Consider the following 22,337-nt stretch of genomic DNA (forward strand, 5'->3'; position numbering starts at 1 on the left):
CTGGATTTATTTTTTATTTATTTCATTTGTTTACAATATTTTTCTGCATGATCCCCGTATGATCAGTTCCGGATAAATCAGTCTTTCAACCTTACTTTCTTCTTCAGGAACTCCGTTGATCTTCTCAAGTATAAGCTCTGCTGCCATTTCTCCCAGCTTTTCCTGCGGATGAGCTATCGTTGTGATTCCGCTTCCTCGCTGAGCATACAGTGAATTGTCATAACCGGTAATGGAAATATCATCCGGTATCCTGACTCCCATTTTCTCCAGTTCTTCCATAACCTGAACAGCAATCTGATCATTGTAACAGACGATTCCATCCGGAAGCTGTCCGCTCTGTACCATTTCTTTTGCCATCAGTGCAGGTTTTACTTTCCTGTCCTCTGTATGAAACCAGACAACATCATCAGGATCATAGGCAATCCCTGACTCCTGTAAGGCCTTCACATATCCCTTGTGGCGCTCCAGTCCCTGCATATCGTCTGCCTTAAAGAAACCCTTGATCTTTTTATGTCCCAGTTCCAGCAGATATCTTGTTACAAGATAGCCTCCCTGTGCATCATCCATAAGAATATGAGGTTTATCCCTCATTTCTGAATAGATTCCCTGAATAAACACATACGGAATTTCAAATTTATCCAGATTCTGATAAAGATTTCTGTGTTTACAGATCATCTCACTTTTGCTTGGTTCAATGATCAGTCCATCAATATCTTTCTTCAGAAGCTCCTCCAGACATCTGGCCTCTTTCTGTCTGCTGTTTGCTGTGTTTTTCAGGATAATACTGTAACCGCTTTCTGAAAGGACATTATCCATTCCCTGTATCAGTCTCGGAAAAATATAATCAGAAATATATGTGGTCACTACCGCAATATTCTTTGAATTCTTTATATGGCGCATATTCTCAGAGCAATAAGTACCTCTTCCGTGAAATGCCTCTACATATCCGTCCTGCTCCAGGATTCCCAGTGCTTTACGAACTGTATGTCTACTCAGGGAATATTTCTGTGAAAGCTCGTTTTCTGAAGGAAGCTTCTCTCCCGGTCGGATAGCTCCTGACATAATATCACTTCTGAGCTGTTCCATCAGTGAGAAATATTTCGGCTTTCCATTATCTGTCATGTCTTCTTCCCTCCTGTATTTAGGATACAACTTGTACGCACGTACGAACAAGTTGTTTTTTATGCATAAATTATACAAAATATTGAGAGATTTTTCATTAGTTTTTTCCAAAACACCTCGAGGGATAGTGATATGTGAACAGTAACAGTTCATCCTTTACGAAAGTTACCAATATCCGATTGATTTCAACATCACTTCGGCTCAGCTTTTTCTATACCATAACATTCATGGCAAATCCCATGTACCGCCATACGTATTTCTTTATCCAGACGTGAATTACAGGTGATCAGAGTCACCATTCTCTCCCTTTCATCAGGCTCTACTCCTGTGTCATACATGGAATTATTTTTCAATATAGATAATTGTCTCCTGTATGCAGGACTGGATAACTTGTATCCATATTCAAATGCCGGGCTTTGGGAAGATGCCTGTTCCACAGAAAAAATTTTGTACAGAAACTTTCTTTTTGGTGTTGTGATCTCAATTTCAGGACATTTTTTCAGAAATTCAGGCTGTTCATAACGGTTCAGATTTGCAAACATCATATTACCTTCTATATTATGCCCGTAAAGAATACTGTGGGAATCTGTAAAATTCTTTTTTATGTCATGTTCCAGAAAAATACATCCAAACAGATCTTCCTCTCCTCTGAAATTATGTTTCAGGTAATATTCATCATCCGCCGCCTGAACTACAGGATAAGAAATATCGGCTCCCGGGACAGTAATCCAGGCAACTGTCTGAGAGTTGATCTTTCTTAAATTTTCCCAGGAAATCCCGAAGGATTCCCTGATTTCATCTGTACAGTTTTTGTTTTTTGATTCAGAAGATCTTCTCTGTTTTTTCCTGCGTTTTTTTTCACTGTTTTTTGTACTGCTGTCTTCATCAGTTTTTTTGCCATCTGCCAATAATCCGGCACCTTCTCTGTTCTTCACCCCTGCCATTTGGGAAAGCTCTGCATATTCCTGCCTTGCTGCAAGATTCTGTTCATAACTTTTTATATAGAAGCCGGCACAATACATAAGAAGCCCAATTGCTGCTATGATCATACTTACTGCAAATGTTCTGAGTTTTTTCATTTCCGCGGCATACCCTTTATATTTCTTTTCCCGGAAACAGTTCTTCTGTAGATCACTACACCTCCTGTCAGCAGTCCCATTCCGATAAGTCCAAGAACAGCCATCATTTTAAACGGTCTGACATCTCCTGTTTTAGAACTTCCTGCCATGGAACCACCCTGATAGCTTCCGTATCCACCGGAATATCCACCCGAATTTGCGTAACTGCTGCCTCCGCTTCCGGAAGTCGTGCCTCCATTATTTCCACCATTGTAAGATGCTAACGGTGCTTTCGTCGGTACAGGAGTCATTTTCGGGCAGGTTCCCGGTACAGATGGTGTTGGTGTGGCTTTTGGCTGCTCCGTCGGTTTCGGTACTTCTGTAGGTTTTGGTGTCTCTGTCGGCTTTGGTGTTTCTGTTGGTTTCGGTGTTGCAGACGGTGTTGGTGTGGCAGTCGGTTCTGCTTTTGCTTTCACATATGCCTCCTGCTGTGCAGTAATTTCCGGTGAAATATCACCTCTTGCTTTCGCTGTGTTTACAATTTTTTCAGGCTCTGTGCTTTCTGTTTTAAATACCATTTCATAGCAGACTTCAATTTTATCCATATCTGACAACGATGCTCCTGTCTGAATTACAAATCCTGTATCATCTGCCTCTATTTTGGCATCTTTCAGTTCTATGCCGTTTTTCTTCACAAAAATGCTGTCTTTTACAATGGAAGCCCCTTGGGTTTCCAGTTTATCTTCGATAACAATATTCTGATCTGTGACATCCTCACGCAGTTGTCTTACTGTCAGTTTATAGTATCCTTTCTCACCGGACGCATACTCTTTCTTATCTGATTCCTTCACAATTTCCAGAATCGGACTGTGTACCTCTGTCTCTGCTTCCCCGGTTGCAGGTATCTTTTCACTGCTGTCTGCAACTGCAGTATTGTGCACTTTCTGTCCTGCCAGGGCTGCATCAATCACTGCTGCCTGATATTCCACGATCATACTTTTCTGTTCCTGACAGTCCAGAGGATTATACATTATCTGCTCAAAAAGACCGCCTTTATCATTATCGCAGATACTATATCTGCTATCCCTGACCAGTGTCCTGCCTGTTGACATCAGGAAAGTATTATCATCATTGATCTGTACATCAGCATCTGCTACATTTCCTTTCTCATCCATCAGAATCACCGAATCCTTCAGAAGACGTACTCCCTGAGTATCGATCACATCCTGCAAAGTAACATTACGCGCCACACATCCGGTCTGCTCCTGTGTCAGGACAATGCGATATGTAATAATATCACCATATTTGTAAAATGGTTTGTCCGTCGTCTTCTCTACTTTAAGAACAGGCGAGTTCACCCAGATTTTTGAGGAGTCCTTTACTTTCTGTGCATTATCTGCATATGCCTGTGCTGTATTTACAATCTCCATCCCATTTACGCTTTCCTGCGCAGTACAGCGGAAATTAACAGTCACAGGTGTCTGATACGGAAGATCTGAAATCGTCACGATCCATCCGGTTCCCTGACGTGTAACCTGACAGCTGACCGGTTTTTCCACTGTTTCTTTATAATTTTCCGGATTCAGCTGATTTCCTGCATCATCAGTTCCTGCCACCGGATTCTGAATAACAGCCGGAACACCGCTTACAATAACAGCATCTTCAGCTCCGTCCAGAGCCAGCCCTTCAGGAAGGGAAAGATCACTGATCACAAGATTTCTTGCGATAGATCCCTTCTGAAGATTATTAACCGTAACCTGATAATTCACCTGTTCTCCTACCCGAAATTCATTTTCCGCACGTCCGTCCCCGGCTGCCAGATATGGATTCTGAAAACTTTTCTCAACAGAAAGAACTGCTGTATTTACATACACTTCTGCGTCATCCTGTGAAACAGGGGCATTCTGCGCCTGCACATTGGCAACATTAATGCTTTCCATTCCATTTGCCACTTCCGTAACTGTGCAAAGGAAAGAAATCATAACCGGAGTATTTGCCGGAAGATCTGAAATGTTCAGTCTCCATCCGCTTCCTTCTTGAAAAAATTCATAATTCACCGGTTTCTCTGATGTCTCATTATAAAATTCCGGATTGAGCTGATTCAAAACATCTTTGGTCCCTGCTGTCAGCTGCGTAATATTCTGTGGGATTCCGCTTACCGATACATCCTCTGCCGATGAAAGTGCAAGTCCTGCCGGCATACCGGTATCCCAGACAGTTACGTTCCGAGCCACTGTACCTGCTTTTTTATTCTCCACCACCACATTGTACTGTACCTGTTCTCCGACCTGCCATTCATAATGATCTGCAGATTTCTCAATCCAGAATTCTCCTGAATTTACATATACTTCTGCATCATCAGATCTCTCATCTGTATTAGCAGCTTTTACAGTTGCTGCATTTACGCTTTCGTGTCCATTTGCCTCTTCCTGTGCGATACAATGGAAAATAATCGTTACAGGCTGACTGTATGGTACATAAGAACAATAAAAAGAAAATCCGTTCTCATCTGCATTCAACTGAGAATCCACAGGTCTCGCTTCATATGCCTGTCCTGTTTTCTTATCCGGTACGGGATAGTTTACCTGTTGCTGAACTCCCAGTACTTCCATGCTCTGTGTACCACCTGCCAGAACCAGTCCCTGCGGCAGACCAATATCAGTAATAGTTACATCTTTTGCAATTGTTCCTGCCGTTACATTATTCACCACGATCCGGTAAGCTACCTGCTCTCCTGCCTGCCATTCATATTTGTCTGCTGTTTTATCAATTTCAAGCTGTGGACTGTTCGGCCATACTTCTGCCATATCCTTTCTGGATTCCTGTTCTCCTGTCTCAGGATTGATCAGATTATCCGCTGTTGCAGTCACAATATTTTCCCATTCCTGTCCATTGGAATCCGCAGATGCCTGACATTTAAAACGGATTGTGATCATCTCCCCATACTTCAGGGACGGACACTCTGCTTTCCATCCATTTTCTCCCTGTCCGGTAAGCGTACAGTTCTCACCTCCCTGACTTGTCTCTACAGCATACTGCCCTTCCAGAAGCTGCAGACATGATGGAAGCTCGTCTGTAATAACAACATTTACTGCTTTTACATCCTGTTTTGTCTGAGAAACCAGAATCTCATAATCTATGATATCTCCCGTTTTCCATTCATACTGAGAAGTATTTTTCTTTACTTCCAGTTCCGGTGGAATCACACCCTTTACCCACACTGTTTCCGTATCCATTGTATCTCCGCTTCCGTTTGTACGTTCATAACTCATGGATGCATGGTTTGGTACAAGAATACTGTATCCATCCTCTGCAAGGTATTTTGAAATGTTAATTTCTGATTCCGGTCTCTGGCGTACTTTTAAAGTAAATGTGTAAGTCTGATTATCTGTAAATGCTTCATCCTGAAGGCTCTCTGCTTTGGCCCTGCAGGTCACTTTCTGTCCTTCAACAGCAACATCAAACCAGTCTGTCACTGTCTGCCCTGCATCATTCACAATACTGACTTTTGATGCATCCTCTATAGTAAGACAATCCTCAAGTATATCCTGTACCACAAAGGATTTCAGTCTATTGGGTGTCACCTCCGCCCTGATCATATACTGAAATTCCTGTCCCTGACGAATGCCAAAAGGTTTTTCTTTTGATGCGGCAGCTGCCTGTTCCCATGTACAGTTTGCCTCTCCCACACGTTTCTCAGGCGCTTTTTTCATCTCAACATCACCGAAACAATAGGATGTAAAATCAAAATATGCATATGCTTTGCAGTATTTCTGTCCTTTAAAGTTCGGACAATAACTGTTGCCTGATGGATCCAGATATTTATTTCTTGTAATCTCTGCCCATCTTTCCTGAGAACCGGCTTTTGCAATGGCATCTTCACGACTTTTATCCCATTTATCCAGTCTGAACTGATGACAGAATTCTACCGTAAAATTATCTGTATCATAAAAAAGATTCAGCCATCCTCTCGGATCATCCGGCTCAACGGAACCAAGGGGTGAGCTTACAGAATTTCCATCTACCGTCAGATAATCATTGTTTTTCAGAACATATGCATTATCCAGACTGCTGTCTGACGGAATACGGACTCCCTGTCCCGCATCAATATCACGTATGGTTCCATGGCCACTGATTGGCAGTGTTTCTTCTGTTCCATGCTTCAGAAACTGAAACTTAACCTTTGCGTATCCTACAGAATAAATAAATACACCGATACTGTTTTTGGAAAAGCCAACCATTGGATAAGCTTCATTATCTTTCCATGCAAACGTAGCTCCGCCTTTATTCTGAACAATCGATTCTGCAGTGCGCAAATCATAACGGGGTTCTGCATTCTCTACTCCCACAAGAATGAGTCTGACATCAACAATATTTCCATTTCCATCTTTTCCTACATTGTTATAACGCATCCCTGCGCTTCCGGCTTTATAGTCCGCTCCTACACGAACGCACTCTGTGTCACGTTCACTTTTTCCATTGTCTGAAAAAGCTTCCCTGTCCAGATTATCACACCCAAAAGATTCATATGTGGTAATTCCGGGCTGAAACTTCATGTTAAAGCGATAACCATAATCTACCACCTTGTCACTGTCCCATGTTTCTACAGTTAACGGTGCCGCCTGAGTTACGCAGACAGGCACAAGCCCCAGAATTGCCTGCAGAATAAAAAGCATTGCAAGCAGCAAAGCTCCAAGGCGTTCTTTCAGTTTGAAATTGTGTTTCATTTTCCGTCTCCTTTCCGAACAAAAAATATAAAAATGAATGTGGGATTTTTCCCTGCACCTGGCAGGATTAAAGAATAGAAATAAGTTGAAATGTATGATTATAAATATTCAAGGGGAATTAATATCGTGAAACAAGAACGTTTCCACTTAAGATTTTTAAGATTCTGCGCAGGGTTTCTTTTCTGAAACCCTGCACAGATTTTCATTGATTATTTCTTTTCTTCAGCCATGAAAGAAAATAAAGAATAATTGCAAGAATAATAAAAAACGGAATCGCAACTCCGATTATCAGTATCAGTAAAACAATTATAACAGCCGCCGCTGCAATAACAACAGCCCTGCCATGCCAGGTAGAAAGATCGATTACTTTTTTCCATCTTTTCTCCTGCTGATGAGGAAGCTCTGTCTCATTGCCATAACTGCTTCCATAAGAAGAATACTCTCCGTAATCTTCCTGTGTACTTCCATCATCTGTATCGATCAGAGTCTTTGCTATCAGATGCGGGTCTCCCAGTTCCTGCAGTACTTCCTGCTCTGAACGTCCGCCACGTACCTGAGACTGTATATAATCTTCATAATACCTGATATGTGCTGCTGCTTTGCCCTCCTGCATCTGACCGGCAAGCTGGCTTCTCAGGATTTCCAAAAATTCTTTTCTGTTCATCTTCTACACTCCATTTTGCCAGAAATACATGTCAAAACTCTACTGCTCGCTCCGTTATCAGTAACGTTCGTACTCTTATTTTACCATATATACCGCAGGTAGCAACTAATATAATCATAAACTTTTTATGAAATTCTTATAAACTCAGTTACTGTTCACTCCGTTCTCAGTAACTGAGCCAAAATTCATTCCAGATTGCCTGCGGCAATGGAATTTTGGCTTGTATGTCATTTCCCGACAATTTTTGCATACATTTCAGGTCTGCGGTCTCTGAAAAGTCCCCAGTTCAGTCTGTCTGCCTTTAATGCATCCAGGTCAAAAGTGCTTACAAGCACCCCCTCTTCCCCTCCGGGCAGTTCTGCACAGAGAGCACCTGTGTTGTCTGTGATAAAAGAAGAGCCGTAAAAATTAAGAGCCGATTTCTGCATTCCGTTTTCCGGACATGGCTCTACTGTTTCCTCACCGATTCTGTTGGCAGCGATCACAGGAATCAGGTTGGAGGCAGCGTGTCCCTGCATACATCTTCTCCAGTGTTCCATGCTGTCACATTCCAGGATGGGTTCACTGCCGATGGCAGTGGGATAAAAGAGAAGCTCTGCTCCCTGCAGTGCCATACATCTTGCCGTTTCCGGGAACCACTGATCCCAGCAGATTCCAACTCCAATGGTTCCAAATCTGGTATCAAAAACCTTAAAGCCGGTATCTCCCGGTGTGAAATAGAATTTTTCCTGATAATAATGGTCATCCGGAATATGTGTTTTCCGGTAAACGCCGAGATTCTTCCCATCTGCATCCAGAACCGCAACGCTGTTATAGGTATTATTAACCTCTTTTTCATAAAAGCTGACCGGGATCACAATCCCCAGCTCTGCCGCTACCCTGCTGAAATGACGCACTGCAGGGTTTTCCTCTGCAGTCTGCGCATATTCATAATACTCATATCTGCGCTCCTGGCAGAAATAGGGCCGTTCAAAAAGCTCCGGAAGAAGAACAATCTCAGCTCCCTTTGCTGCTGCCTGACGCACCAGTTCCTCTGCATGGGCAATATTTTTCTCCGCACTTTTACTGCATTTCATCTGAACTGCTGCCACTGTTACATTTCTCATCCTGTCTGTTCCTCCTGCTCCTGTTTACATAAGTAAGTTTTTTCATAACTTTCAGGTAATAACCCTCAAACACATGACTCTCAAAGTTTTTCTGCATCAAGGTCAGATATTCTTTCCGGGAATCTGCTGGGTAATACAGTGAATATTCCCACCGCCGACAATAATGGCTCTGGCATCAATGGGATAAATCCTTCTCTCCGGAAAACACTTCTGCAGAATCTCCACTGCCCTTTTGTCATTTTCATCCCCAAACTGAGGAAGGATAATCCCTCCATTGGAAATATAGAAATTCACATAACTGGCAGCCATCCGTTCTCCGGCTTCCCGTTCGTCTTCTCCCTCTTCAAACACAAAACCATCCACATCTTCCCGGGTAAGGCAAACCGGTTTCTGAGGAATCGGAAGCTTATGAATCTTAAATTTTCTGCCTTTTGCATCTGTTTCCTGTTCCAGCACCTTCAGATCAGCCAGAGACATGGCATACTGCGGATCTGCCTCATCCTCTGTCCATGCAAGCACAACCTCTCCGGGCTTTACAAAAGCGCACACGTTATCCACATGCTCATTGGTTTCATCCTGATAGATTCCACATGGAAGCCAGATAATCTTGTGGACACCGAGCCAGTACTTCAACTGTTCCTCTATCTGTTCCCTGCTCATCTGAGGATTGCGTCCCTGACTCAGAAGACAGGCCTCTGTAACAATCAGAGTCCCCTCTCCGTCAGAATGGATGGAACCGCCCTCCAGCACAAAAGGTCTGGCATCCAGACATGGACAACCAAGAGTCCTGCAGATAAAGGCAGCCACCCTGTCGTCCTTCTCCCAGTTCCGGTAAAGTCCATCAAAGTCTCCTCCCCAGGCATTAAACTGCCAGTCAACTCCACAGACCGCCCCTTTCTCATCCAGAACCATGGTTGCTCCCACATCTCTCGCCCAGGCATCATCTGTCTCGCATTCCAGCAAAGTCACACCGGAAACATTTCCAAGCTGATTCTTTGCATTCTCCATCTGAGCTTTGGAAACCAGCATATATACATTTTCGCTCTCTCCAATAGCCTCTGCAACTTCCACAAATGCTTTCTGTGCTTCCCTTGCCCCATAATTCCAGGAACCGGGACGTTCCGGCCAGATCATCACACATCCCTCATGAGGCTCAAATTCTCCGGGCATACGATATTTTGTTCTGTTCTTTTCTGTAACTTCCATGTCTGTCTCCTTTTCTTTGATAGCCCGGCAGATATCAGGAAAGCCGGCTCTTAAAGTCTTCGTATCCGAAATGTCTGATAACCTCACACTCTCCGTCCTCATACATAACCGCAATATCCGGCAGCGGCATACCGTTAAATGTATTATTCTTCACCATAGAATAAATCGCCATATCCATAAAATACAGCTTGTCCCCGATCCGGATCTCTCTGTCAAAGGAATAATCTCCGATTACATCTCCTGCCAGACAGGTGCAGGAGGATAAGCGGTAGGTATATGCCTTCTCCCCTGCTTCCCCGCTGTCCTTAAGAGGCGGACGATAGGGCATCTCCAGCACATCCGGCATATGGCAGGCTGCAGAAGCATCCAGAACCAGCGTTCTGATTCCATTCTCCACAATGTCCATAACCTCTGTCACCAGATATCCGGCATTCAGAGCAATAGCCTCCCCGGGCTCCAGATAAATATCCAGATCATAGGTTTCCTTCATATGCCGAATACATTTTTCCAGTCGCTTTACATCATAATCCTCTCTGGTAATATGATGTCCGCCGCCCATATTCAACCAGGAAACCTCAGACAGAAATTCTCCAAACTTCTCCTCTACCGCCTGCAATGTTTTCTCCAGGTCATCTGCATTCTGTTCGCAGAGCGTATGGAAATGCAGTCCGTCGATCCATTTCAGACATTCCCCGTCAAAGTTCTCTCTGGTAACCCCCAGCCTGGAACCCGGCGCACAGGGATCATAGATTGCATGATCCCCCTGAGTGGAGCATTCCGGATTAATACGGAGTCCCAGACTGGCTCTGGTACACACATCTTTAAATTTCTTCAGCTGTGCTGTGGAATTAAAGATAATATGGTCACAGATCCGATCCAGTTCCTCTATATCTTCTGTACGGTAAGCAGGGGAAAAAACATGATTCTCTTTCCCCATCTCTTCATGTCCAAGCCTTGCCTCAAACAGACCGCTGGCAGTGGTACCTGCCAGATATTTTCCGATCATGGGATACAGGGCAAAGCCGGAAAACGCTTTCTGCGCCAGAAGGATCTTACACCCGGTATCCTCCTGGACTTTTTTCAAAATCTCCAGATTCTCCCGCATCTTCTTCTCATCGATCACATAGCAGGGAGTTTGCAGTTGATCAATCTTCATTGGCTTTCCAGACCTTTACCAGTTCAGGATCTTCGCAGACTTTCCATGGAAGTCCCCATTTGTTCAGTGCTTCCATATATGGATCCGGATCAAATTCTTCCACATTAAATACACCCGGCTTCTTCCACTGTCCGGTCACTACCATCATGGAACCGATCATAGCCGGAACACCTGTTGTATAGGAGATTGCCTGGGATTCCACCTCTTTATAGCATTCCTGATGATCACATACATTATAAATATAAATACTTTTCTCTTTTCCGTCCTTAACACCTGTGAAAATACAGCCAATATTGGTTTTACCCACTGTTCTCGGACCCAGAGATGCAGGATCCGGCAGAAGAGCTTTCAAAAACTGGATCGGCACGATCTCCTGTCCATTAAATTCCACAGGTGCGGTGGAAAGCATTCCTACATTTTCCAGACATTTCATATGTGTCAGATAGCTCTGTCCGAATGTCATAAAGAAACGGATTCTCTGTACTCCCGGAATATTTTTTGCCAGTGATTCAATCTCTTCATGATGAAGAAGATACATATCCTTCTTTCCTACCTCAGGGAAATCGTAGACAGATTTAAATTCCATAGGCTCTGTTTCTACCCAATGTCCGTCTTCCCAGTAGGAACCATTTGCGGAAACCTCTCGAAGATTGATCTCCGGGTTAAAGTTTGTGGCAAAAGGATATCCATGATCACCGCCGTTACAGTCCAGAATATCAATGGTATGGATTTCATCAAAATAATGCTTCAGGGCATAGGCACTAAATACACTGGTAACACCCGGATCAAAACCGGTTCCCAGAAGAGCAGTCAGTCCTGCTTCCTTAAATTTCTCATCATAAGCCCACTGCCAGGAATAATCGAAATATGCAGTAAAGCCTTTTTCTTTACATCTCTTTTCGTAGATTGCACGCCATGTGGGATCTTCTGTATCCTCTGCTTCATAATTGGCAGTATCAATATAATCCGCACCGGCTTCCAGACATGCATCCATGATGGTAAGATCCTGATATGGAAGTGCCACATTCAGGACAGCATCCGGCTTATAGGCTCTGATCAATTCTGCGACCTCTGCTGCATTATCCGCATCTACCTTTGCTGTCTCAATTTTTGTCTTCGTTGTACTTTCAATCTTTTCTTTGAGTGCATCGCATTTTTCCTTTGTCCTGCTTGCGATCATAATCTCTGTAAAAACATCGCTGTTCTGACAGCATTTGCGAATTGCCACTGAAGCTACCCCACCACATCCGATTACCAATAATCTGCTCATAAACTATTTTCCTCCTCTTCCAGTAAATCTTCTACATATTTTGGAAGCATAAATGCTCCTCTGTGAAGGTTTGTTGTATAATACCATGTTTCTATATTAAGATTATCAAACCTCTCCGGCCTGAAATCTTCCAGTGGATGATATTTCTTTGATGCAAATCCAAAAAGCCAGTATCCCGAGGGACAGGTAGGGATATGTGCCTGATAAACCCTGCTCACCGGAAATGACCGGAAAACCTTTCTGTGCATCTTTCTGCATTCCACCTCATCCTCATCATAAAAAGGACTTCCATGCTGATAAACCATGATTCCGTCATCTCTGAGAGCCTTATAACAGCTTCCGTAGAATTCCTTTGTAAAAAGTCCCTCTGTATGTCCCAGCGGATCTGTGGAATCATTGATGATCAGGTCATATCTGGCCTTTTTATTCCGCAGGAACCGAAGGCCGTCTTCATAATAAATGTTGACTCTCTCATCCTTCAGTCCCTGGGCAATATCCGGAAACATCTCCGCACATACATCCACAAACATTTTATCGGATTCCACCACATCAATGCTCTCAATCTGTGGATAATGGATCAGTTCTCTGGCAACTCCACCGTCACCGCCGCCGATGATCAGAACATTTTTTACATTGGGATGTACTGTCATTGGCACATGCGTGACCATCTCATCATAAATAAATTCATCTTTATCAGAGAATACGATCTCACCGTCCAGAGCCACAAATCTTCCAAATTCTTCAGACTCAAACACATCGATTCTCTGAAATTCACTTTCCCCTGAAAATAACTGTCGATTAATCCGGACAGAAAGCTTTACATTTCCTGTATGGAACTCAGAATACCATAATTCCATGATCAGATACCCCCTTTCAGGACCTGAAGATGTTCTACCTTCGGATCCTCCATTCCCTGCATGGAACAGCCTTTGTCTCTTGCATAAAGAATGTATTCTACAATTTCCTGTGTCACCATTTCCCCAGGAGCAAGAATCGGGATTCCCGGAGGATAACACATAACAAATTCACCGCTGATCCTGCCTACCGTCTGTTCCATGGGCAGAGATTCTTTCTCCGCATAAAATGCCTGCTGTGGAGACGCCACCACTGCAGGTGCGATATATTCCCCGGAAAGCATACCTGTGCTGTCCTTCTTATACAGACGTTCAATATCAGCCAGTGCCCCTACCAGTCTCTCAATATCCTGAAGCCTGTCTCCAATGGAAATGTAAGCCAGAATATTACAGATATCTCCAAACTCGATCTGAATATCATATTCATCTCTGAGAAGATCATAAACTTCAATACCTGCCAGCCCATTTCCCAGTGTATAAATGGAGAGTTTTGTAACATCAAAATCAAAAACACTGGTTCCGTTGATCAGATCCATACCATATGCATAATAACCGCCGATCTCATTGATCTCCTCTCTGGCATACTGCGCCATCCCTGCAACCTTTTCAAAGGATTCCTCTCCCCTGAGTGCCAGATTTCTTCTGGAGATATCCAGACTGGACAACAGAAGATAAGAAGCGCTTGTGGTCTGAGTCAGATTGATGATCTGGCGCACTTTCTCTGCATTCATACTCTTATTCAAAAGCAGCAGCGAACTCTGTGTCAGACTTCCGCCGGATTTGTGCATGGAAACTGCCGCCATGTCAGCACCTGCCGCCATTCCGGATACAGGAAGGTTTCTGCCGAAATAAAGATGGGTTCCATGAGCCTCATCTGCCAGCACCTTCATTCCTCTTGCATGAGCCTTCTTTACGATAGTCCGCAGATCCGAACAGATTCCATAATAGGTAGGGTTATTTACAAGAACTGCCACCGCATCCGGATTCTCATCCATAGCCTTCTCCACCTGACTGACTTCCATGCCAAGGGAAATGCCCAGCTGCGCATTCACCTCCGGGTTTACATAAACCGGAATTGCACCGCACAGTACCAGGGCATTGATGGCACTTTTATGTACATTTCGCGGCAGAATGATCTTATCCCCTGCCTTGCAGACAGACAGGATCATGCTCTGCACTGCAGATGTGGTTCCTCCTACCATAAGGAATGCATGCGCTGCGCCAAAAGCATCTGCTGCAAGCTCCTCCGCTTCTCTGATCACCGAAACCGGGTGGCAGAGATTGTCCAGCGGCTTCATAGAATTAACATCCAGCCCCACACATTTCTCTCCCAGCAACTGTGCAAGCTCCGGATTTCCTCTTCCTCTTTTATGTCCCGGCACATCAAAGGGAACGACTCTCTTCTTTCGGAAACGTTCCAGTGCTTCATATATGGGCGCATGCTGTTGTCTTTCATAATCCATTTGACATGTTCCTCTTTTCCTGTCGTCATGTACCGGCAAATACAGTTCTATCATTCAGCAATTGTATACTGCCTCAAACCGGCACAATGATTAATTATTTCTCTATATATTTGCTATATCTGCACAAAAAAAGAAGCAGATAAGTTCATTCACCATCTGCTTCTCTCATGATCTATAGAATTTCTCAGGCTCTGTCTCTTTATATACTGATCGGATTTCCCGTATAAATCCGTCTGTATCCTGTGCCTGTTCCCGTATTCTGAAATATTCATGACTGCTGTCGTCTTCAATCGCTGGCAAATATATGCTATGCTCTTATTGACCGTTTCACAAGATGATGTGTGCTTACGCACTGATTATTATAAAGTAATCAACTTATAAAATTTGAGCTTCTAACTCAATCAATAATGTGGTGTCTCCCACCCGGCAACTGCCCCGCCTGTCCGTATGGCTTAACATTCAGAAACTGTCTCTGAATGTGAGCAAATATTTGCATGAAAACGATAGTGTCTTTTCATACTAAAGATGAGAATAACATATCTTCTGAACTGTTGTCAATTCCATTTTCCATATTTTGCACTAGAGCGTGTCTGAAAAAGGCTTTCTGCAAGATGTGCGTCACAATTTGTGGTATATTTTGCCCGGATGAGGGCGCCGTAGCGGGCTACGGCAACTGAATTCGGGTGAAATATCCCGCAAAGTGGGGCGTGCAGATTGCGGGAATGATTTTTCAGACACGCTCTAGCTTTACCCGCTTTTTATATTTTCTTCATTTATCAGGGAAAACTGTGTTTATTTTTTAACAATTTCTTTCCTTGAGAAAACGTATTTTCTTTCATTACCAGGGATTACGATTCTCTTCTCTTATCAATTTGCACAACTTTTATCCAGTTTACTCACATTTTTTGACGTTTCAACAAAAATTTCTTGACATTTTTTTCTCAAAATGATATATTGTATTCATCAATTGAAAGAACCTTCGAGTACTGACGGAAAGAGTGGAGTGCAAACCACGTGGAGTCGGAGGTTTGTGGGAGCCGACCGTCTGGGCAGTATTTGAAGTATTCAGATACTGGCCTTTTTTTATAATTTCCGGAGCAGAAATCAGGAATGTCAGACAGACCGGCCGATACTTCTTTCAATTAATAATTGTTGCTGATCGCGGAGTGAACAGCAACAGAAGTTTTTCATGTTATGCGGAAACGAAAGGAGAAAAACAATTATGGGATTCAAATCAGACATTGAAATTGCACAGGAATGCGAGATGCTTCCAATTACTCAGATCGCAGAGAAAGCAGGTATTGACGACAAATATCTGGAGCAGTACGGAAAATACAAAGCAAAAATCGACTACAATCTTCTGAAAGAAAGTGATAAGAAGGATGGAAAATTAATCCTCGTTACAGCTATCAACCCAACTCCAGCAGGAGAAGGTAAAACTACTACTACTGTAGGTCTTGCAGATGGTATGCAGAGACTTGGCAAGAGTGTTATGGTAGCTCTTCGTGAGCCATCCTTAGGACCGGTATTCGGTGTAAAAGGTGGTGCAGCAGGCGGCGGATACGCACAGGTTGTTCCGATGGAAGACATCAACCTTCACTTCACAGGTGACTTCCATGCAATCGGCGCAGCTAACAACTTACTTGCAGCCATGATCGACAACCACATCTTCCAGGGCAATGCATTAAACATCGACCCACGTAAGATCACATGGAGAAGATGTGTAGATATGAACGACCGTCAGCTTCGTAACGTAGTAGATGGTCTTGGCGGAAAGACAAACGGTATGCCTCGTGAAGACGGATACGACATCACAGTTGCATCTGAAATCATGGCAGTTCTCTGTCTTGCAAGCGACATCAAAGACCTGAAAGAAAGATTATCCAAGATCATCATCGGATATACATACGGAAAAGTTTCCGAGCAGAAACCTGTAACAGCAGGTGACCTTCACGCAGAAGGCGCTATGACAGCCCTGTTAAAAGATGCTCTGAAACCAAACCTTGTACAGACTCTGGAACACGTTCCTGCAATCGTACATGGTGGACCATTCGCAAACATCGCTCATGGATGTAACTCTGTAACAGCTACAAAGATGGCTATGAAGCTTGCTGATTATGCAATCACAGAAGCTGGTTTCGGTGCTGACCTTGGTGCTGAGAAATTCCTTGATATCAAATGCCGTATGGCTGGTTTAAAACCAAGCGCAGTTGTAATCGTAGCTACAGTACGTGCCCTGAAATACAACGGCGGCGTTGCTAAAGCTGACCTTAACAATGAAAACCTGGAAGCTCTTGAAAAAGGTATCCCGAACCTGTTAAAACACGTTTCCAACATCAAAAACGTATACAAACTTCCATGTGTTGTTGCTATCAACGCATTCCCTACAGATACAAAAGCAGAGCTTGACTTTGTAGAAGCTAAATGTAAAGAACTGGGCGTTAACGTTGCTCTTTCTGAAGTATGGGCAAAAGGCGGCGAAGGCGGAATCAAACTTGCAGAAGAAGTTATCCGTCTTGTTGAAGAACCAAACGACTTCTCCTATGCATATGAACTGGAAGGTTCTATCGAAGACAAACTGAACCAGATCGTTCAGAAAGTATATGGCGGTAAGAGAGTAGTTCTGACAGCTAACGCTCAGAAACAGGCGAAACAGTTAGAAGCTCTTGGCTTTGGCAACTGCCCGATCTGTGTAGCTAAGACACAGTACAGCTTAACAGATGACCAGACTAAACTGGGTGCTCCTACTGACTTCGAAGTTACAGTACGTAACCTGAAGATTTCCGCTGGTGCAGGATTCATCGTAGCTCTTACAGGTGAGATCATGACAATGCCAGGTCTTCCTAAAGTTCCGGCTGCTGAGAGAATCGACGTAGACGAGACAGGTAAGATCACAGGTCTGTTCTAATCCGGTTGAAATCAATCGAATAATTCAAAAATATAAAAATCATATTTATGTATGATATGTGTCCAGACGATTTAACAGGCGGGAAGATTTTCCCGCCTGTTTTTTTCTTTATTTTTTTATAAGATAATCTTTTCCGGAAATACCAGGTTCCGTCATATGGATCGGATCCAGAATGCGATTAAGTTCATCCTCGTCCATAAGCTTTTCTTTCAGAATCAGACTTCTTACAGATTCGCCTGTCTTAATTGCCTTTTTTGCAATATCCGCAGCCTTCTGATATCCAAGATGGGGGCTGATTGCAGTGATAATACCTACACTGTTTTCTACCAGATAACGGCATCTTTCTTCATTTGCCGTAATTCCTACAATACAATTATCCACCAATGTCTGGACTGCATAGCCAAGAGTATCGATAGACTGAAACATGCAATAGAAAATAATCGGCTCAAACGCATTTAATTCCAGCTGACCAGCCTCTGCAGCCATGGTAATGGTAACATCATTACCAATAATATTAAAAGCAACCTGATTCACTACTTCAGGAATAACCGGATTAACTTTACCTGGCATAATAGAGGAACCATTCTGTTTTGCCGGAAGATTAATCTCCCCAAAACCAGTACGTGGACCGGAGGACATCAGACGGAGATCATTTGACATTTTGGAAAGAGTTACCGCACATGCTTTCACAGCACCGGAAACGGCTACAAATGAATCCAGATTCTGAGTGGAATCAATCAGATCAAAAGCCTGTATAAAGTCCATTCCCGATATTTCAGTGAGATTTGGAACAATTCTTCTCAGATAGCCCTCATCTGCATTAATTCCTGTTCCAATAGCAGTACCTCCCATATTAAGAGTCCGCATTTCATCCATTGCTTTATCCATTCTGTGGATATCACGCATGATTGCTACCGAATATGCCTTAAATTCCTGTCCCAGACGAATTGGTACTGCATCCTGCATCTGTGTACGCCCCATTTTTATTATGTGATCAAACTCTGTAGCTTTTTCATTAAGAGCATCATAGAGGCGAAGAAGCTGTTTTTTCAGATTCTGCAACAAACGAAGAGAAGTCATTTTACCGGCAGTAGGAATAACGTCATTGGTAGACTGTCCACAATTCACATCATCGTTAGGATTTATAATTGTATAATCGCCCTTTTTTCCTCCCAGTATCTCAATCGCGCGATTTGCAATTACTTCATTGGCATTCATATTTAAAGATGTGCCAGCTCCTCCCTGAACAGGATCCACAATAAATTCATTATGGAATTTTCCTGAAACAATTTCATCACATGCCTGGACAATCGCCTGTGCTTTTTTCTTCTCAAGAAGCCCCACCTCACAATTGGTTATCGCTGCTGCTTTTTTTATGTATGCAAGACTGTTAATAATTTCCGGATGCATATTCAGCCCCGTAATGTGGAAATTTTCAGCCGCACGTAAGGATTGTACTCCATAATATACATCTTCCGGAATATCCTTTACACCAATAGAATCCCTTTCTACACGATAGTCTGTTTTTTTCATAGTTATTCGCCCTCCCATGTATTTGCCCTCATTATATATCTCTGCTATAATATAATCAAATACATATATTTTTATAAAATATATAGTGTTTAAATTATATATCGGAGGAGTTTGTATGTTTCAGGGAATGGAATACATCTATGAGGTCTACAAGGAAAAAAGCTTTTCCAAAGCTGCTGCTGCTCTTTTCATTTCGCAGCCTTCTTTAAGCGCCAATGTAAAACGTGTGGAAAACCGCATTGGTTATCCTATTTTTGATCGAAGTACCAAACCTTTACAGTTAACTGAAGTCGGAAAACATTATATACAGGCTGTTGAAAAAGTCATGGATATTGAAAATAATCTCGAAAACTACCTACTGGATCTGGGAAATCTCAAAACAGGAACTCTTAATGTAGGTGGCAGTAACTTTTTTTCTTCGTGGATTCTGCCTCCCCTTATTGCTGATTTTTCCCAAAAATTCCCCCATGTTCAAATTTCTCTTGTAGAAGAAAGTACAGCAAAGCTATCCCAGTTTCTCCAGGCCGGAAAGTTAGATCTGGTAATCGATAACTGCATCCTGGATAACCAGATTTTTGAACATTATACCTACCAGAAAGAACAACTTCTTCTAGCGGTTCCCAAAAATTATTCAGTAAATACCAGACTGCAGAAATATCAGATTCCTATTGAGGAAATCCGGAACGGGCAGTTCCGTTCTTCTCATATTCCTTCTGTTCCATTAAACAAATTCGAGAACGAACCATTTATTATTCTTCGTTCAGATAATGATACCGGTAAGCGTGCACTTACCATTTGTCAGGAAAATCACTTTTCGCCTTCTGTAGTATTTCGCCTGGATCAGCAGATGACTGCCTATAATATTGCATGTTTGGGAATGGGTATCACTTTCATCGGGGATCTTCTGCTCTCCAGAGTTCCAACAAATTCAGAACTTGTTTTTTATAAGCTGCCCGGTCAGAGCAGTAAACGCACTGTGTTTTTTTACTGGAAGAAAGGCCGCTATATCAGCAGAGCCATGGAAGAATTCCTGAAGCTGCCCTTTTCCTGATATGTCATAATCAAATAGGCTATGGTGATTGGTCATCATCAGATGTACGTCAAAATGGGGTTGTTGTGCTAAATAAGCACAACAACCCCAGTATGTCAGGCAGATATTCGATTAGAACAATGGCTTCATCGCCGGATACAGAGTTCTGAACTTCTGATATCTCTCTTCATATTTTGCAACCAGTTCAGGATCCGGTTCTACCGTATCAACAACTTTGGCAAATTTCTTACCGATGGTTTCTACATCCGGGTAAGCACCACAGCCTACTGCTGCCAGCATAGCTCCACCCATGGACGGTCCTTCTTCGTTCTCCAGAACATCAACCTTCAGGTTCATAACGTTTGCAATGATCTTCTTCCACAGTGGGCTCTTAGCTCCACCACCGCAGATCTTGGTTCTCTCAATCTTGATTCCAAGGTTTCTTGCAACTTCCAGGGAATCACGAAGACCAAAGGCAACACCTTCCAGAACAGCCTGTGTCATGTCTGCTCTTGTGCTGTCCATGGACATTCCGAAGAATACACCTCTTGCATCAGGATTATTATGAGGTGAACGTTCTCCCATCAAATATGGAAGGAAGAATACATGATTCTCTCCCAGCTTCTGAATTGGAGCCTGCTCTGCTGCGAAATCCTTTGTCTGAAGAATCTCCTCTGCCCACCATTTGTTACAGGAAGCTGCGCTGAGCATGCATCCCATCAGATGATAGCTTCCATCTGCATGACAGAAAGAATGAAGTGCGTTATTTTCGTCCACACCAAAGTTCTTGCTGGAAATAAACACAGTTCCGGATGTTCCAAGAGAAATATTACACTGACCGTCACCAACTGTACCTGTTCCTACAGCAGCTGCCGCATTGTCACCTGCACCTGCAACAACTTTTACATTCTCACTGAATCCAAGTTCTTTCGCAATCTCAGGTTTCAGAGTTCCTACTACTTCCCAACTCTCATACAGTTTCGGAAGCTGCTCTTCTGTGATTCCACAGATCTCCAGCATTTCTTTTGACCAGCAGCGGTTCTTCACATCAAGAAGAAGCATACCGGAAGCATCAGAAACATCTGTACAAAAAGAACCGGACAGACGATATGCCAGATAATCCTTAGGAAGCATAATCTTTACTACCTTCTTAAAGTTCTCAGGCTCATTTTTCTGCATCCAGAGGATCTTCGGTGCTGTGAAGCCTGCGAAAGCAATATTTGCTGTATACTGTGAAAGTTTGTCTTTTCCGATCACTGTATTCAGATATTCTGTCTCTTCGCCTGTACGTCCGTCATTCCAGAGGATTGCAGGACGGATCACATTATCATCCTTGTCAAGTGTTACCAGACCATGCATCTGGCCGCCAAAACCAATTCCTGCTACCTGCGCTCTGTCGATATCCTTTGTCAGCTCTTTCATACCTTCCATACTCTGCGCAAACCAGTCTTCCGGTTTCTGCTCAGACCAGCCCGGATGTGGGAAGAATAAAGGATATTCTCTGGATACGATGTTACAGATTTTTCCCGATTCTTCCATAAGAAGAAGTTTTACAGCGGAAGTACCAAGATCAATACCAATATAATACATAAGTGCTCTCCTTTTCTATTTCTAATCTAATACATCCCAGAGCAAAGCCCCGGGATGCCTTTAATATAGTGTCAGTTTATTTATTCTGTATTCAGATTCATTCACTTCACATGAACATTAATAATCCGTTTTACTGATTTCTCATTAACCCCATGGATTCTCTGTCGGGTATCTTACACCTGCAGGCTGGTTGTATCCAATCTTCTTAACATCCAGTCCAAGGAATTTCACTACCTCATAGAATGCTTTTCCGTAATGTCCAAACATAACTGCTCCATGATGCGGATAGTTGCCCTCGATCAGTACGTGACGGTAGAATCTTCCCATTTCTTTGATTGCGAAAATACCGATACCACCGAATGATCTGGTAGGTACATCCAGTACTTCACCTTCTGCAACATAAGAAACCAGCTCGCCCTCGGAATTGCACTGTAAACGATAGAATGTAATGTCAGATGCAGCGATATCACCTTCAAGAGTTCCTCTTGTGAAGTCTGGTTCAGATCCTGCCGGCTCAAGAAGTCTGTGCTGGATCAGCTGATATTTAACAGCTCTGGAATCACACATCTTGCATGCAGGAGTATTTCCACAATGGAATCCCATAAATGTATCAGTAAGCTTATAATCGTATTTTCCTTTAATATCTTCAT

14 protein-coding genes, 3 pseudogenes and 1 riboswitch are annotated in these 22,337 nt (G+C 43.1%); of the genes and pseudogenes, 3 read left to right on the top strand and 14 right to left on the bottom strand.

Annotation, left to right across the window (positions count from 1 at the left end; genetic code table 11):
* Positions 1-30: 30 nt before the first annotated feature.
* The 11 genes and pseudogenes from AC075J_RS07755 to AC075J_RS07805 form a co-directional block, all read right to left on the bottom strand.
* Positions 31-1,122 carry a GntR family transcriptional regulator gene (locus AC075J_RS07755; protein ID WP_173702876.1) on the bottom strand — a complete coding sequence of 364 codons (1,092 nt, stop codon included), beginning with the start codon at positions 1,120-1,122 and terminating at the stop codon, positions 31-33.
* A 191-nt stretch (positions 1,123-1,313) separates the two neighbouring features.
* Positions 1,314-2,201 carry a class B sortase gene (gene srtB / locus AC075J_RS07760; RefSeq protein WP_390387362.1) on the bottom strand — a complete coding sequence of 296 codons (888 nt, stop codon included), beginning with the start codon at positions 2,199-2,201 and terminating at the stop codon, positions 1,314-1,316.
* Positions 2,198-6,907, bottom strand: coding sequence for an isopeptide-forming domain-containing fimbrial protein (locus AC075J_RS07765; protein WP_476390206.1), 4,710 nt, complete (start codon positions 6,905-6,907; stop codon positions 2,198-2,200). Before AC075J_RS07765 ends, srtB begins: the two co-directional genes overlap by 4 nt.
* A gap of 202 nt (positions 6,908-7,109) precedes the next feature.
* The gene (locus tag AC075J_RS07770; RefSeq protein WP_368219375.1) at positions 7,110-7,571 is read right to left on the bottom strand and encodes a DUF1700 domain-containing protein; all 462 of its coding nucleotides are present in this window, start codon (positions 7,569-7,571) and stop codon (positions 7,110-7,112) included.
* A gap of 227 nt (positions 7,572-7,798) precedes the next feature.
* Positions 7,799-8,677, bottom strand: coding sequence for an N-carbamoylputrescine amidase (gene aguB, locus AC075J_RS07775; protein ID WP_476390207.1), 879 nt, complete (start codon positions 8,675-8,677; stop codon positions 7,799-7,801).
* Between the two features lie 102 nt (positions 8,678-8,779).
* Positions 8,780-9,883 carry an agmatine deiminase gene (aguA, locus tag AC075J_RS07780; RefSeq protein WP_476390208.1) on the bottom strand — a complete coding sequence of 368 codons (1,104 nt, stop codon included), beginning with the start codon at positions 9,881-9,883 and terminating at the stop codon, positions 8,780-8,782.
* A gap of 34 nt (positions 9,884-9,917) precedes the next feature.
* Positions 9,918-11,039 (bottom strand): carboxynorspermidine decarboxylase, encoded by a 1,122-nt coding sequence (gene nspC, locus AC075J_RS07785; protein ID WP_476390209.1) that lies wholly within the window; start codon positions 11,037-11,039, stop codon positions 9,918-9,920.
* A complete protein-coding gene (locus AC075J_RS07790) occupies positions 11,029-12,309 on the bottom strand; it encodes a saccharopine dehydrogenase family protein (RefSeq protein WP_020435602.1) in 1,281 nt (426 codons plus the stop codon). The genes nspC and AC075J_RS07790 overlap by 11 nt, the downstream gene beginning before the upstream one ends.
* Positions 12,306-13,166 (bottom strand): polyamine aminopropyltransferase, encoded by an 861-nt coding sequence (speE, locus tag AC075J_RS07795; protein WP_008708139.1) that lies wholly within the window; start codon positions 13,164-13,166, stop codon positions 12,306-12,308. Before speE ends, AC075J_RS07790 begins: the two co-directional genes overlap by 4 nt.
* A gap of 2 nt (positions 13,167-13,168) precedes the next feature.
* Positions 13,169-14,626 carry an aminotransferase class I/II-fold pyridoxal phosphate-dependent enzyme gene (locus AC075J_RS07800; protein WP_476390210.1) on the bottom strand — a complete coding sequence of 486 codons (1,458 nt, stop codon included), beginning with the start codon at positions 14,624-14,626 and terminating at the stop codon, positions 13,169-13,171.
* Positions 14,627-15,180: 554 nt separating this feature from the next.
* Positions 15,181-15,300: pseudogene (locus tag AC075J_RS07805) on the bottom strand (DUF6783 domain-containing protein); the annotation flags it as partial.
* Here AC075J_RS07805 and AC075J_RS07810 point away from each other — a divergent pair.
* Both AC075J_RS07810 and AC075J_RS07815 read left to right on the top strand, forming a co-directional pair.
* A pseudogene (locus AC075J_RS07810) lies at positions 15,259-15,429 on the top strand (DUF6783 domain-containing protein). The pseudogenes AC075J_RS07805 and AC075J_RS07810 overlap by 42 nt on opposite strands.
* Before the next feature lie 169 nt (positions 15,430-15,598).
* Positions 15,599-15,684: riboswitch (ZMP/ZTP riboswitch) on the top strand.
* Between the two features lie 164 nt (positions 15,685-15,848).
* Complete coding sequence (locus AC075J_RS07815; protein WP_055199687.1) at positions 15,849-17,534, top strand: formate--tetrahydrofolate ligase; 1,686 nt, start codon at positions 15,849-15,851, stop codon at positions 17,532-17,534.
* 108 nt (positions 17,535-17,642) lie between these two features.
* On the opposite strand, the gene AC075J_RS07820 is transcribed toward AC075J_RS07815, so the two are convergent.
* Entirely contained in the window at positions 17,643-19,085 is a 1,443-nt protein-coding gene (locus AC075J_RS07820; RefSeq protein ID WP_173679290.1) for an aspartate ammonia-lyase, read from the bottom strand.
* A gap of 97 nt (positions 19,086-19,182) precedes the next feature.
* Here AC075J_RS07820 and AC075J_RS07825 point away from each other — a divergent pair, with 97 nt between their 5' ends.
* Positions 19,183-20,118 carry a LysR family transcriptional regulator gene (locus AC075J_RS07825; protein WP_118331336.1) on the top strand — a complete coding sequence of 312 codons (936 nt, stop codon included), beginning with the start codon at positions 19,183-19,185 and terminating at the stop codon, positions 20,116-20,118.
* Between the two features lie 111 nt (positions 20,119-20,229).
* Here AC075J_RS07825 and xylB read toward each other — a convergent pair whose 3' ends face one another.
* Together xylB and AC075J_RS07835 are read right to left on the bottom strand one after the other, a co-directional pair.
* Positions 20,230-21,687, bottom strand: coding sequence for a xylulokinase (xylB, locus tag AC075J_RS07830; protein WP_025578933.1), 1,458 nt, complete (start codon positions 21,685-21,687; stop codon positions 20,230-20,232).
* A 144-nt stretch (positions 21,688-21,831) separates the two neighbouring features.
* Positions 21,832-22,337 (bottom strand): annotated as a pseudogene (locus AC075J_RS07835) (fucose isomerase); the annotation flags it as partial.

This window comes from Blautia sp. ZXY-1-C6, assembly GCF_056339875.1.